The sequence below is a fragment of the Bradyrhizobium sp. CCBAU 53415 genome (genome assembly GCF_028128735.1).
Classification (GTDB): domain Bacteria; phylum Pseudomonadota; class Alphaproteobacteria; order Rhizobiales; family Xanthobacteraceae; genus Bradyrhizobium.
In genome coordinates this window covers 1,567,476-1,580,596 of record NZ_LBJF01000027.1, presented here as the reverse complement: position 1 = coordinate 1,580,596, position 13,121 = coordinate 1,567,476, and the positions used below count along the sequence as shown (strand labels likewise).

Annotated in this window: 18 protein-coding genes; 7 read left to right on the top strand and 11 right to left on the bottom strand. The window is 64.7% G+C overall.

Going from position 1 to position 13,121, the window contains the following annotated elements:
* The first annotated feature begins 106 nt into the window (after window positions 1-106).
* The 3 genes from XH87_RS35700 to XH87_RS35690 all read left to right on the top strand — a co-directional run bounded on the left by XH87_RS35700 (window position 107) and on the right by XH87_RS35690 (window position 2,571).
* A complete protein-coding gene (locus XH87_RS35700; RefSeq protein WP_271590796.1) occupies window positions 107-889 on the top strand; it encodes a class I SAM-dependent methyltransferase in 783 nt (260 codons plus the stop codon).
* A gap of 203 nt (window positions 890-1,092) precedes the next feature.
* Entirely contained in the window at window positions 1,093-1,344 is a 252-nt protein-coding gene (locus tag XH87_RS35695; protein ID WP_081492412.1) for a hypothetical protein, read from the top strand.
* A gap of 243 nt (window positions 1,345-1,587) precedes the next feature.
* A complete protein-coding gene (locus XH87_RS35690) occupies window positions 1,588-2,571 on the top strand; it encodes a hypothetical protein (protein WP_333909214.1) in 984 nt (327 codons plus the stop codon).
* A gap of 21 nt (window positions 2,572-2,592) precedes the next feature.
* On the opposite strand, the gene XH87_RS35685 is transcribed toward XH87_RS35690, so the two are convergent.
* Entirely contained in the window at window positions 2,593-3,633 is a 1,041-nt protein-coding gene (locus XH87_RS35685; protein ID WP_271590795.1) for an acyl-CoA desaturase, read from the bottom strand.
* Between the two features lie 205 nt (window positions 3,634-3,838).
* Between XH87_RS35685 and XH87_RS35680 the strand changes: the two genes are divergently transcribed.
* The gene (locus tag XH87_RS35680; RefSeq protein ID WP_271590794.1) at window positions 3,839-4,627 is read left to right on the top strand and encodes a transglycosylase SLT domain-containing protein; all 789 of its coding nucleotides are present in this window, start codon (window positions 3,839-3,841) and stop codon (window positions 4,625-4,627) included.
* A 148-nt stretch (window positions 4,628-4,775) separates the two neighbouring features.
* Here XH87_RS35680 and XH87_RS35675 read toward each other — a convergent pair whose 3' ends face one another.
* The 6 genes from XH87_RS35675 to XH87_RS35650 form a co-directional block, all read right to left on the bottom strand.
* Window positions 4,776-5,282, bottom strand: coding sequence for a hypothetical protein (locus tag XH87_RS35675; RefSeq protein WP_035703891.1), 507 nt, complete (start codon window positions 5,280-5,282; stop codon window positions 4,776-4,778).
* Window positions 5,283-5,680: 398 nt separating this feature from the next.
* Window positions 5,681-5,962 (bottom strand): hypothetical protein, encoded by a 282-nt coding sequence (locus XH87_RS35670; protein ID WP_081492413.1) that lies wholly within the window; start codon window positions 5,960-5,962, stop codon window positions 5,681-5,683.
* Window positions 5,963-6,198: 236 nt separating this feature from the next.
* The gene (locus tag XH87_RS35665) at window positions 6,199-6,735 is read right to left on the bottom strand and encodes a helix-turn-helix domain-containing protein (protein WP_271590793.1); all 537 of its coding nucleotides are present in this window, start codon (window positions 6,733-6,735) and stop codon (window positions 6,199-6,201) included.
* A 157-nt stretch (window positions 6,736-6,892) separates the two neighbouring features.
* Window positions 6,893-7,534 carry a cell envelope biogenesis protein TolA gene (locus XH87_RS35660; protein ID WP_271590792.1) on the bottom strand — a complete coding sequence of 214 codons (642 nt, stop codon included), beginning with the start codon at window positions 7,532-7,534 and terminating at the stop codon, window positions 6,893-6,895.
* Window positions 7,535-7,672: 138 nt separating this feature from the next.
* Entirely contained in the window at window positions 7,673-8,077 is a 405-nt protein-coding gene (locus XH87_RS35655) for a VOC family protein (protein ID WP_271590791.1), read from the bottom strand.
* A gap of 212 nt (window positions 8,078-8,289) precedes the next feature.
* A complete protein-coding gene (locus XH87_RS35650) occupies window positions 8,290-8,649 on the bottom strand; it encodes a c-type cytochrome (RefSeq protein WP_271590790.1) in 360 nt (119 codons plus the stop codon).
* Window positions 8,650-8,836: 187 nt separating this feature from the next.
* On the opposite strand from XH87_RS35650, the gene XH87_RS35645 reads away from it, so the two are divergent.
* Together XH87_RS35645 and XH87_RS35640 are read left to right on the top strand one after the other, a co-directional pair.
* Entirely contained in the window at window positions 8,837-9,010 is a 174-nt protein-coding gene (locus XH87_RS35645; protein ID WP_018644642.1) for a hypothetical protein, read from the top strand.
* Window positions 9,011-9,120: 110 nt separating this feature from the next.
* Window positions 9,121-9,471 (top strand): zinc ribbon domain-containing protein YjdM, encoded by a 351-nt coding sequence (locus tag XH87_RS35640; protein ID WP_271590789.1) that lies wholly within the window; start codon window positions 9,121-9,123, stop codon window positions 9,469-9,471.
* A 6-nt stretch (window positions 9,472-9,477) separates the two neighbouring features.
* Here XH87_RS35640 and XH87_RS35635 read toward each other — a convergent pair whose 3' ends face one another.
* The 4 genes from XH87_RS35635 to XH87_RS35620 all read right to left on the bottom strand — a co-directional run bounded on the left by XH87_RS35635 (window position 9,478) and on the right by XH87_RS35620 (window position 11,458).
* On the bottom strand, window positions 9,478-10,398 hold the full coding sequence (locus XH87_RS35635; RefSeq protein ID WP_271590788.1) for a DMT family transporter: 921 nt from the start codon (window positions 10,396-10,398) through the stop codon (window positions 9,478-9,480).
* A 143-nt stretch (window positions 10,399-10,541) separates the two neighbouring features.
* On the bottom strand, window positions 10,542-10,793 hold the full coding sequence (locus XH87_RS35630) for a hypothetical protein (RefSeq protein ID WP_271590787.1): 252 nt from the start codon (window positions 10,791-10,793) through the stop codon (window positions 10,542-10,544).
* A 170-nt stretch (window positions 10,794-10,963) separates the two neighbouring features.
* Window positions 10,964-11,167 (bottom strand): hypothetical protein, encoded by a 204-nt coding sequence (locus XH87_RS35625; protein ID WP_271590786.1) that lies wholly within the window; start codon window positions 11,165-11,167, stop codon window positions 10,964-10,966.
* A gap of 126 nt (window positions 11,168-11,293) precedes the next feature.
* Complete coding sequence (locus tag XH87_RS35620; protein ID WP_035703914.1) at window positions 11,294-11,458, bottom strand: Flp family type IVb pilin; 165 nt, start codon at window positions 11,456-11,458, stop codon at window positions 11,294-11,296.
* 351 nt (window positions 11,459-11,809) lie between these two features.
* On the opposite strand from XH87_RS35620, the gene XH87_RS35615 reads away from it, so the two are divergent.
* Entirely contained in the window at window positions 11,810-13,117 is a 1,308-nt protein-coding gene (locus XH87_RS35615) for a hypothetical protein (protein ID WP_271590785.1), read from the top strand.
* The last annotated feature ends 4 nt before the right edge of the window (window positions 13,118-13,121 follow it).

Here is a 13,121-nt window from a genome sequence, read left to right as displayed (position 1 = left end):
GCCTCTTTGCTGACTGAGGTCGTGAAAATGACCGCAAAGAAATGACCAATGTGTTAACCTCGCCGCCCACGCATTGCCTGCTGATGGACACCGAGGGAGCCGTTCCATGCCTGAGCTTCGCTTCGATGACGGTGCCGCCTATGAGCAGGTGATGGGAGTCTGGAGCCGTTCGGTCGGCGAGGTCTTTCTCGACTGGCTCAAGCCGGCGCAAGGGCTGCGCTGGATCGATGTCGGCTGCGGCAGCGGCGCCTTGACCGAGCTCATCCTGGCACGCTGCGCTCCCAGCGACGTGCAGGGCATCGATCCCTCGGAGGGACAGCTCGCCTATGCCCGCGCGCGTCCCGGCGCGCGCGGCGCTGCGTTTCAAACGGGCGACGCCATGGCACTGCCCTTTCCGGCGGAAAGTTTCGATATCGCGGTGATGGCATTGATTCTCGTCTTCGTGCCGGACCCAGCAAAAGGTGTCGCGGAATTGGCGCGGATCGTTCGCCCCGGCGGCCTGGTTGCGACCTACATGTGGGACATGCTGGGCGGCGGATTTCCGCTCGATCCGATCCTCGACGAGATGCACGCGCTGGGACTGTCGCCGACGCGTCCGCCGCATATGGAAGTCTCGACCCTCGCCGCGCTTCAGGGACTTTGGCGCGCGGCTGGGCTGCAGCAGATCGCGACCCGCGAGATCGCCGTGCAGCGGGGGTTTGCCGATTTCGACGAGTTCTGGAACGTAGAGACGAAATCTCCCTCTATTGCGCCGGTGATCGCAGCCATGCCGGCGACCGATGTCGCCGCGCTCAAGCAGCGCATGAAGGCGCGGCTTCCCGCCGGCGCGGACACCCGCATCACCTGCAGCGCCCGCGCGCACGCGATCAGCGGACGCAAGCCGGGCTGACGATGCGGGAGGCAGGAATGATTGTGGCCCGTGGGGTCGCCGCAATCGCTACGTTCACGGCGGATCGCAGCACGGCGCGTTCCGATGAGGGGCTTCGCGAGATCCGGGACTATTCGGCCCGCACTCGTGGAGATTGCCGATGACAGTTCTCTCATGCTAACCTTGGGATGAGCAGATGCTCAATTTCAGGGTCTGGGGGGACAATGACCAAGCTGATAGTTGCGGTTGTGATGACGTGCTTTGGCGTCTCGGTTGCGCAAGCCGCCCCGCTATATGAATGTGGCGGCGATCCCGCCTGCCAGGCCAAACGCGATAAGATGTCCCGTTCGAGTTACGAGCAAAACATCAACAGATGTTTGGCCGCGGCTGGAGCGACGCGCGAGCAGTGGCGCGCCCACGCGGTGCCGCGACCTGCTGCCGACAAGGTTCGCGCCTGTCTGGAAAAGCACGGATAGCGCGCACCCCGAGATTGATGGTGCCCATAGGGCGCATCTCGTCGGCGTAACCCATCTCTTTGCTTTCCGCGATAATAGACGTGCTGGGTCACGCTGCGCGACTCCGCTTTGCGCTCGTTTCGGAGCCAACCCACCTACGCGCTCGCACCGTCCGCGCCCTCGCCCGCCATAATTTTTCCTTGGCATGCGCGTTGTGTCGAACAGCGGCGAGACCTATCCTTCCAGTGATCGGACTGCCTCCCATTGACGCCCGACCGGATGGAGAGCGCATCGGTGCCTGACACGCACGCCCCCAAAGCTGAGATCGCCAAGCCCGATACCGGCAGCCCTGAGACCGCCAAGCCGGGCGAGGCGCGCGCCGATAGCGGGTTGACGCGGGCCTACGACCGGATCAAGAGCGCGGAGGAGGACCTGGCGCGGCTGGACCGGCTGGTTTCCGGAATGGAACGCGACAGCGAAGACAAGCGGGCCTCGCACACAGGCGCCGCTGCGACGGCGGCCGCCACTCCCGAAAGCAAGGCGCCGACGCTCGATGCCAAGGCCTCGAATGCCAAAATCCGGGAGGCTCGCCGTCGCGATCAAGGCTTGAGGAAAGATCCGGCCATGATGCGCGCCCTGGTTATTCTCGTGCTGGCGATCGGCCTTCTCGGTGCCGCCGTCGCTTCGCAATATCGCGATGAGGCCAAATCGATCATGGCGCGATGGGCGCCACCGGCCGTGAGCCCATCCCCGCAGGCATCCGCTGCGGATGAGCCGAGCCCGGTGCCCGCACCGCCACTCCCGAAGGAAACGGACAGCGCGCCGAAGCCTGCCGCCACGGCGGCCGACCCGCCATCGTCCGAGCTCGCGCAATCGTTCAAGGCCATCACGAGCGAGCTTGCAAGCATCAGCGGGAAGCTCGAGCAGCTGAAAAGCAGCAACGAGCAGACCCTGCGCGAGCAGGCCGCCACCATTCAACAGCTGAAGGCGGCGCAGGAGAAGGACGCGGCGGACAATGCGCGCCTCGCCGCGCAGGTCCAGGCGCTGCAGACGCAACTGAGCGCGCCATCGGCGTCATCCGCCTCTGCAGCCGCCAAGCCCGTCGTGCGCAGTGTGAACAACGATGCGGCTGCGCGTGCCCGGGGGCAAGTCCCGGACGCCGCGCCACGGCGGGTGAGGCCGCCGCCGCGACGTCCCTGGATGCCACCCTATATGGACGACCCCTATTACGGCTATCCGGACTGGTGAGCCGTCGAGGCGCGGAAAGCCTTACCTTCCAGCCGAGCGAAGGTCTTCTGCAACACCGTCGAATGCGTTCTGCATGGCGGCGGCCTCCGCGCCGCCCTGCTCGGCCTCCGCCGACAGCTGACGCTTGCCGACTCCGAAAATATCGTGCACCAGCCCCAGCTTCCCCAGCCCCAAAATGATCAGCCCATTGATGTCCACCTCGTACCAGGCGTGCGACAGATACGCATCCCGCGGAAACCGATGGTGGTTGTTGTGCAGTCCTTCGCCGAAGGTGAGCAGCGTCGTCACCAGCTCGTTGGTGGTGCCATCATGGGTCTCGAAGCGGCGGTAGCCCCAGCGGCCATCGCTGTGGCAGACCGAATTGACCAGCGAGGTGGCCATGGTCATGAGGTAGCTGCGGAACAGGCCGGCGAACAGGATGCAGCCGACCATCGTGTGCACGCCACTGAGGGCGTAGCCGATGGCGCCGGGAATGATCAGCGCCGACAGCGCGTACCAGTACCAGCGCGTCCGGGTGAAGAACATGGCGATCGGGTCGGCCAGGATGTCCTTGGCGTAGTATGCGGCATCGGTGGTCTCGCGGTCCCACACCCAGCCGCCTTGCGCATGCGACATGCCCTTGGCGAAGCTGGTATAGGCGTTGCCGGAGCCGTCATAATAGGGGCTGTGAACGTCGCCGGGCCTGTCGGAGTGAAGATGATGCCGCCGGTGGTTGCTCACCCATTTCAGGATCGAGCCCTGCACCGCCATCGTCGCGAGTGCGGCGAAGATCGTCCGCATCACCGGACCGCAGCGAAAACTCCGGTGCACGAAGTAGCGGTGCATGAACCCGATCCCGACCGTGGACAGCACGAACGTGCCGGCGAAGACCGAAAGCTCCACCCGGCCGATGCCTTGCCAGAACGCCCAGACCAGCGCCGCGATCGAGCCCCCGACCATGATGGCGAACGAGATGTAGGAATCGCGAAACTTGGCGTCGACCACCGGGCCCTCGAGAAGCACACCCGGTGGCATCTTCCGGTCCGCAGCTTGCTCGGACGCCACGCTCTCAACCACGGTCATTTCGGCCGATCCATTCACAAAAAATTAACTCTTCTGCAGCGCACCGTACAACCACTGGTTATTTCCAGCAAGGACCGGTCGGCCCTTGGAGCACGGAGCGGGGACCTGAAATGACGCGGACAGAGGAAAATGAAGCGGAATTTCAAGGCTCCGAGGACGGCGTTAACCAGCTACACAATGTCCGCAATCGCACTCCCGCAACGCCATGCCCAGCAAAAGCAGTCGCCTCCTCCCTCGCCTTCGCAGCGTCCGTCGGGGCGTGCGGAAAGCATTCGCACGGGCACCGCGGACGGTTCGCATCGCGAGCGGCGTGGCGATGCTGCTTACGGCCGTCGCACTTGTGAACATCGGCTACCAAGTGGTGCGCAAGCCGACCGAGCTGTTCGTCCTTGCCGGCAACGCCTTCGACAAGGAGCCGGCGGAGACCTGGGCGAGCTACGGGCCGCTGTTCCGGAAAGCGTCCACCGCGACGATCACGCCGGAATTGCTGGCGGCGCTGGCGCAGGTCGAGAGCTCGGGCAACCCGGTGGCGCGCACCTATTGGCGTTGGCGATGGAGCCTCAATCCGCTCGCGATCTACCGGCCCGCCTCCAGCGCCGTCGGGCTCTTCCAGATGACCGACCCGGCCTTCGCCGAAGCCGCGCGGTTCTGTGTCCGCGGCAACGTGGTCACGGAGACGGCCTGCGGCTTCACCAGCTTCTATGTCCGCGCGATCCCGAGCCATGCCATCGAGCTCGCCTCGGTGTATCTCGACCGCAACGTCGCTGACGTTCTCGACCGCGCCGGCGACGTGAAGGCAACCGCGCAGCAGAAGCAGGATCTCGCCGCCTTCATCCATCTCTGCGGCGCGGGCCCCGCCACGGCTTACGCGCGCCGCAAGTTTCAGATGCGGGCCGGCGAGCGCTGCGGCGATCACTCGGTCGCAAGCTATCTTTCCCGGGTCAACGCGATGAAGCGGCAGTTTCAGCGGCTTGCCGCGGATGACGGCGGTTAGCAGACGAGCGCAGCCCGGATGAGCGACTTGTCCGCCGTAGCTCGAAGAGCGAAGGCGGAAGCGACATCCGGGGGAATGCTTCGGCAGCATAGCCCCGGATATCGCTCCGCTCATCCGGGCTGCGAACTGGCTACGCTCTACGCCCGCCTCACCGTATCTCGCTCATCGTCACCTTGGCGGCGATCCCGCTCAACTCGGGCTCCTGCGGTTCAAGCTCCTCGTCGGAAGATGGGCCGAACGAGACTTCGGCCATTCTGCGCTTGACCTGTTCGCATGTCTTGCGGACGTCTTCGGTGAAGAGCGCGCATTCCTCGATGCGCTTGAAGATCTTCCGTCCCTCTTCACGATACCCCGCCGCCGTTTCTCGCATGAAGGCGATCGCATCATGAACCTGGACCGTCAGCGCCTCGCATTTCTGCGCGGCATCGATCAACTCGGTGCCCATGGCCTCGATCTCTTTTGCCGCGGACTCATAGTCGCGAATGACCGCCTCTGCACTGAGCGCGCCTACGCGCGTCACGCCCGCGGTGTGCTCGACGTAATCAGGTAGAGCAATTGAAGTAATGGAGCTTCCCGAGCGGACCGACGCAATGTCCGCCTCGAGTTGGACAAGGTTCACACCTTCCCGTCTGCGCAATTGTTCAACACTTGCCATGACTGATCCTCCCAATACGTGCCCAAAACCCCAAGCAGCATTGGTTTTATTATGGGGATAAATGCCATTCCACCCCGATGTATTGTTGACAGTCTCAAATTTGCCATTTTTTCCTGGCGATTGACGCCGCACGCAGAGATCATCGACTTGCCAATATTCAACTTTATCCGGCCGGTGGTTGGCGAAGACGGCAGATTTCGCAAGAACTCGACCCGTCCAATGACAAATGAGCCCGTACGAACGGTTGAGCGAGGCTGGCCCGGATCTAGAGTGGCGAAATCGGCAGGTAGGCCGGGCGCGTGGAGCCCGTCATCGACGGCGCCTTGCGCCGGCAGCGGGTTGTTCAGTTCTGCGTCCGACGCTGGCTGATCGTCACATGTCTCGAATGTGATCGTTCCTCACCACCAATACGGCCACCGCCATCCCTCATAGCGAACGTAGGACGGCACCAGCGGCGGACCGTAGGGATCGACCCGGTCGTCTTCAGGGCGATACCGATATCGTGGAACAATATAATAATCCCACGGCGTCGGCCTGAGCACGGGCGCCGTGACGACAAGCCTCTGCTGCGGCTCACGAACGACGACAGCCTTCCGCGTCCGGGCTTCAGCACCGGATGCCCCAAGGCTGCACAGCACCAGCGCCGTTCCGAGCGCACACGCGATGTTCTTTTTCTTCATGCGTTGGTCTCCTTCCCCGGGAGAGTGCAAAAGGACGCAAGGCAAGGCAAGCGAATTCGCGCGCGGCGTTGCGGGAATGACCGATGCCGGCCTACGCTCTCTCTCCACCGTCATTGCGAGGAGCCCTTGCGACGAAGCAATCCAGATTGTCCCCGCGGAAAGATTCTGGATTGCTTCGCTGCGCTCGCAATGACGGAGAATGTGACGGCACTCGGAGTGCGACGCGCGGCACCCGCCTACGCCGCATCCACCTCATCAGGCGCTGCGCCCGCAACGAGTTGGTCGAGGCTGACCATCAGCAGATCGGCCATGTGCATCAGCTGATAGAGCGGAATATCCGCCTCGCCCTTCTCCGCCGATGACAGGAAGGAGGGCGCAGCGCCGATGCGCTCGGCGAGCTGCTCCTCGGTGTAGCCGCGGGTCTCGCGCGCAGCTTTGACGCGCGCGCCGATGCCGAGCCGGTGCCGAGACTGCTCGTCCGCGGTCATCATGACGGCCTGCTCGTCCGGACTCGCATAGCCGTCCGCGAAACCGCTGCCGATCAGCCGACCCTTGCGCCAGGCCACCCGGCAGCCCTTGCGCAGGCCGCTTCTGAAGATCAGCGTGAACTGCTCGGCCACCCACAGCGACGAGTTGAGCTGCAGGCGCGCGCCGCTGCCGGAGACATTGCGGATCGTGCAGGGCACGCTGACTGTGCTGCCGCTGCCGTTGTCGAATTCGACGATGCCGGTCCTCAGCGTGTGATGCCTGACTGCGGCGCGATGATCGCTCATGACAGCTCCCAAAAGCCTGCGGCGACATCGAAGGGCAAGTCCGACGCGGGCATGATCGGGGCAGGATACCGCAGAAATTTCCTGCAACTGCTAAACGTCGAGCGGCGCGGCCGGGACTGGATGGGATGGTAAAGAAATCCCTCCCCACCTGCGAAAGCTATTCGCGCGCGCGTCGCAGCGCCTGCTCCAGCTTTGTCCGCTGCTTGTCCCAGCGGGCCTGCTCGGCCTCGGCGCGCTCGTCGAGCGCGGCCCGCTCGGCTTCGATCTCCTCGGTCTTCGCTTCGTGCTCGCGCCCTGCCTTGTCCAGTGCCGCTTCGGCAGCGGCAACCGCCTTGGCGCGGCGCGCGCGCTCCCTGGCGCGGGCGGCCTCCTCTTTCCGGCGCTCGGCCTCGCGCCGTCGCTCTTCCTTCTCGAATGCCGCGGCCGCCTTGCGGGCGGCCTGATCGTCGATCTCAAGGGATGTTTTCCTTGCGGTCTTGGCCGGACGCTTCTTGAGTTTACGCGTGGACTTGGCGCCGTCGTCAGCGAGATCGGTCGGCAGCTCCGCGCTCTCGGTGAACGGGCCGTGCGAGCCGACCGGACGCCTGAGCACGATGCCCGGCTTCGCCATGGTCGCGGCGACGATATCAGGGTCGTCGGTCTCCTTGGCGACGCCCTGATGGAAGAGATTGGAGCTGGCGCCCCACGCCTGAAGCGCCGCCTTCATCGAGGGGGCGGCAATCGCCTGATCGTAGAAGCCGAGCGAGGTCTGGTAGGTCTTCAATTTTCTCGTCGACTTGCTTTTCGCTTGTTTTGGCATGCCCTGATTTCAGCTTCGCTGTCCGCTGGCGATCGTAGCAAGCGAAGCCCGGATGAGCGAAGCGATATCCGGGATTCATCTGCCGAGGTAGTTCCCGGATGTCGCTTCGCTCATCCGGGCTACGAACTCGGTCGCGAACTACGAACTCCCCAACAACGCGTCATATCCTCTCGCGCTGAACGCCAGCAGACAGAATCCGTGCCCGAACGGATCGGCCAGCATCGCGATCCGCCCGTAGGGCGCATCGCACGCGGGCGCCTCCAGGATCGCGCCCGCGCCGAGCGCACGCGCCACGGCAGCATCGACATCGTCAACGACGACGTCGATATGCACGGGCGTCCAGTGCCGCTCGTAGCGGCGGCGGTCGCCGCCGGCGCCGACCGTGCCGGCCCGCTTGGTCAGGAGATACACCGGTGCCGGCCAGCCGAGCAGTTCGACGAAGTCGGCGCCGAAGCGGCGGCCGACCGTCAGTCCGAAGGCTTCGGTGTAGAAGGTCGTGGCTTTCCCGACGTCCGGGACGTCGATGTTGAGGAGGAAGGTCATGGCAGGCTCGTCGGTGTCGTTTCCGGATGAGCGGAAGCTACGCACCGAACGCCGAGACGTCGAGGGAACACCACCGTGGCATAATGCGCCTGTTTTGCCCGACGGGTCAAACCATTTTCTGTATTACCGAAGTAAAATCAAACCCCGAGCGATTCCAGAGGGATGTCTACTGTGCATGGGGTTGTTTTCGCAAAATTCGTTTGGCCCGGCTCTCAATCGCCCCTCAGGCTCAGGATGTACGCCGAAAGCGCATCCGCCTGCTCCGGCGAGATCACGAGGTTCGGCATGTTCTGGTGGCTGGTCCGCCAGAACACCTTGAGCGACAGCGCGGTGGTGCCGTGCCGGTCGGCGACGGCCTGGAAGCTCGGGGCCTCGTCGAACAGTCCGATCATGTGCGGCTCGACGGCGTGACAGGTTTGGCACCACGCTCGCGCCAGGCGATGTCCTTCGGCGATCATGCGCGAGCCGGGCCTGGAGGCCCCCGCGGCGGTGTGGACGACGCTGAAGAGAAACAGCACCGACAAGGCGATCAGGATGACGATGCCGATGTAGATTCGAACACTGTGCGACATGGCCCAGACCTCACCGCGAATGAATCGTCGAACGAGCCTAGATTTGCACCGAAAGGCCGAGTTGATCTGCGTCAAGGGAGGCGCGGACGACTTGCGCGGTCGACATTGCCTCATTGATCGGACCGCTCGCCAAGATCACGGCGACCGCATAGGCTCGGCGCTCATGCGACGGTCAGGAGGCATCACCATGAACGGCAATCGCTATTACGGGGTCCGGGTCGAGGGCGCGAAATACGGCGTGGGATTCGGCTCGGCGCTCGCCATCGCGATCTCCTACACCAACAATCATTCGATCCTGTGGGCGATCATCCACGGCATCCTGGGTTGGCTCTACGTGATCTTCGTCGCGCTGTTTCGGTGACATCGCACCGGCAGGCGAGGCCGGGTCCGCGCGGTTTGCAGCTTTTCCTTGCTTTCGCGGTTCCCGCCTCTACGGTCGCGCCGCGAACGAACCGTTGAGACGAGACAGACATGACCGACACGATGAAATGCCCGGCCTGCAACTCCGAGCACGCCTACCAGGACCGCGATCTCTGGGTCTGCCCGGAATGCGGCCATGAATGGAGCGGCACGGCGGAAACGACCGCGGACACGGCGCAGGATGCCGGCGTGCGCGATGCCAACGGCAATGCGCTCGCCGACGGCGACAGCGTCATCGTGATCAAGGATCTCAAGATCAAGGGCTCGTCCTCGGTCGTCAAAGGCGGCACCAAGGTGCGCAACATCCGCCTGCAGGACGCCAGCGACGGCCACAACATCGCCTGCAAGATCGACGGCATCGGCGCGATGAATCTGAAATCGGAGTTCGTGAGGAAGGCGTAAGGTCCGCTAGTTTTGCCGCTGCGCCAGATAGAAGCCGCACAGCACCGTCACCAAGCCTGCCGTCTGCAACATCGTCGGCGGCTCGCCGAGCAGCAGCCAGCCGGTGAGCAGCGTCAGCGCCGGCACGCAGGCCGGAAACACCGCGGCGCGGGCAACGCCGAGGCGCTGGACCGAGACGGCGTAGAGATAGAGCGCGGCGGGACCGGCGAGCACGCCCTGCGCCAGCGCCTGGATGGCGTTCTCGGTCACGCCGATTGCCGCAACATGGGCGAGGCCGACGGTCGCGATGTAGACCGGCAACAGCAGCAGCGACAGCACGTTGATCACCAGCGCGGCCGATACGGCCGAGACGCGCCAGCGGCGCAACATCGCACCAAAGCCGCCGAACATGAATCCGGTGAGCACGAAGATCAGATCGCCCTGCACGCCGTCGGTCCCGATATGGCCGATCGATTCCGCACCGATCACGCCGAGGCCGCCGACGATGACGACCGCGCCGGCGAGGCGCGAGGCGGAAATCCGCTCCTTCAGCACGAGTGCCGCGAGCAGCAGGCCGCCCAGCGTCGCGCAAGAGGGCTGGATCACGCTGCCATGGCCGAGCGGCACGAACAGGAAACCGGTGTAGGAAATCAGCGACATCACGGGGCCGCCGAGCACCATCAGCACGAGGCCCCTGCTCCAGCCGATGCCGCAGAGATCGGAGATGCCCGCACGCGCTACCAGCGGCAGGAACGCGATCCCCGACCAGACATAGCGATGCACCAGGAGATCGACCGGCGTGAAGCCGACCTTGAGGCCATGCCGCGTGCCGGCAAAGCCGAGCGCCCAGAACAGCGCCGCGGCAAGGCCGCAGATCACGCCGAGCAGTGCCGGCGCCGAATCGTTCTTCCGAGTGAGAGCGTCAGCGCCGCTCGTCCGCTGATCCATGGATCAAGCGATATGTCGTCGCGCCGAGCGGCTCAACCCACGCGGTTGCAGGGCTGGCACGCAGGCATCGCGACGGACGCGCGCAGCCTGCAGCGCCGTGATCGCCGCACCCGCAATGCGCATGCGGCGACGTGATGTCATCCTTAGCGGGCTGCGCCGGTGGTGACGTCCGCGGTCTTGACCTTGCGGGGGCTGAGCACCTTCGCCTGGTGGGCCGAGGCGACTGCAGTGGGCGCCGAGACATGCTGCTCGACATGCGCAGCACCGAGCACGCGCACCTGCAGGGGAGAGACCGGGAAGCCGTTGGCCTCATAGGTCGGCAACTCGGCGGCGACTGCGGTACCGCCCGCGATCATCAGGATGGCGGCGGCGATCGACAAAGTCTTCTTGTTCATTGGTGATGCTCCAAAGGTGAGAGTCGGAGCATATTTAGGTCCGTTTTGCTGCATTGCGACATGCTTTGTTGCAACGCAATAGCGCGCGTGATGCATGGCGATATGCCTCATGCGTATAAGGCCTTGGAGGAATCACGCTGGCTGCGACGTCGCGCTTCCATAGGCGGCGCTCAGCCACCGAGCACGTCGCCCCAGCCATCAAAGAGATAGGATTTCCAGGCCACGGTCCCGCCCCCGCCGGGCCTGCTGGCACGGCGATAGTCATCGGCCTGATCGGCGGTCCAGGTGATGATCGTGTCCGAAAGGCGATCGTGCAGGATGGCGGGTTCGGTGGGATCGAAGGCGTCCATGGGACGAAGCGTGGGATGCGTCATGGCGCCTCCAACGCACCAGCCGCCGCAAGGTTGCGGCAGCGCGTCGGACGAAGCACCGCGTCAGGGAAGGTGAATCGAAAGGGCGTTGCAGCGCGTCCGGGATACGAGGGGGGCGATGCAGGGACCTCATTTCAATGCTGTTGCCAGCGATTGCAGCTTTGCGACGAGATCGGTGCCGAGGGCATAGATGATTTCGATGATGGCGAGCGCGATTCCGGCTGCGATCAAGCCATATTCGATCGCGGTGGCGCCGGATTCGTCGGCGGCGAATTCGGCCAACATGCATTTCAATTTCACAGGCGACGTCCTTCCAATTCGACCGGAGATTGCCGGCACACGAGGGATGCACGACCACAATCCAAGATTGAGTTAATGCGATCGCTGCAAGTCGACGACAATGCTGCGTTTGCCGCCGTTGTCGCCCCGGGACACACTGGACCGTCTCGGAACCCGCGTTGCATATCGGCAACACCCGGCCTGAAAAGCCCGTTTTCGCCGATTTACGCCATTGCGCCGCCACACCGTCCCTCGAACAATCGACGCGTTGCGTGCCCTTCCGTGCAAGACGGTTTCGTCAGGACTGTCTGCATCATGACTATCCGGACAAGATGGTTCGAACAGAACCGTCTGGAGGCAGGGATCATGAACGATCGGCGGTCTCTTCTGGTGGCGGTGTCGTGTCCCTCGGCCGTTCTCGCCGGCTGGCTGGCGTTGTCTCTCTCCGCCTATGCGCCTGCCCTCATCGAGAACAGCGGCGCCAATGCGGCCGCCGTCTCGCACGCCAAGGATCCCGGCCGCCTCGACCTCGCCGACGTGCCGCCCGCTGCGACCATCGAGGATGGCCTCGCCTTGACCGCCGACATCGCCGCCGCCGTCGCTGCGGCGCCTGCCCCGGCGGCGCCCCCGCAGGAAACGCCAGAGGAGCCCGCCGCAGCCGTCAAGCTCGCTTCGGCCGACCCGGCGTTGATCCTGCCGACCGAGGCGGCGCCCGCGCCGCAGATTTCGCCTGAACCGGAAGCCATCGTCAGCGAAGCTGCCCCCGCCCCTGCGCCAGAGCCCGTCCAGGTCGCGTCCGCCGATCCCACCGAGATCGTGACGACGGACGCGCCGTCCCCCGCGGCGATCGCGAGTGGCCCGGCCGCGGCTGCGAGCAACGCGTCACCGCCTGCCGATACAGTCGCCGTGCTCGACGAATGCTTCGTCATGGATGCCTGCATCGACCGCTACCTCTGGACGCTCTATCAGCGCACGGCCAAGGAGGACACGATCAAGGTTCAGGAGCGGCGCGCCGTCACCGTCAAGCGCAAGGGCAAGACCGTCACGGTGATGCGCAGCTTCACGAAGCTGGTCGACCAGGACTTCGCCTGGAAGGATCCGAAGGCGGCCGAGCGCGCCGGCATGTCGATGATGGACTACGTCATCGGCGGCATGGACAAGAGTTTCAAGCGGAAGCTGTTCCGCACGCTGCTCGCGGCCGAAGCCGCCGGCCTGTCGCCCGGCATCACCAGCGCGTTCCGCGACGACTACCGCCAGTCGATCGCGAGCGGCCTGAAGGCCGCTTCCGACCGTTCCTATCATGGCGGCAGCATGCGCGGCGGCTATGGTCACGGCATGGCGGCCGACATCGTCAGCACCCAAGGCAACAACCGCGCGCAGCGCTGGGTCTCGACCGAGATCCTCTGGAAGTGGGTCGACGCCAACGGCAAGGCGTTCGGCATCGGCCGCCCCTACCTCGACCGCGATCCGCCGCATGTCGGCCCGATCGACGGCAAGGAGTACATCTCTCGCCGGGGCACGGGCGATGGCAAGGAAGTCGCCAGTGTGAGATCCAAGAAGGTGGTGCGCGCCGCGGCCCATGCCAAGCCGCCAAAGGCCCAGGCCGCACGCGCGCAGAAGAGCCCGGCCAAGCCGCAGAAATCGGCGCAATCGGCCGGCAAGCGCGCGACCTGACGCC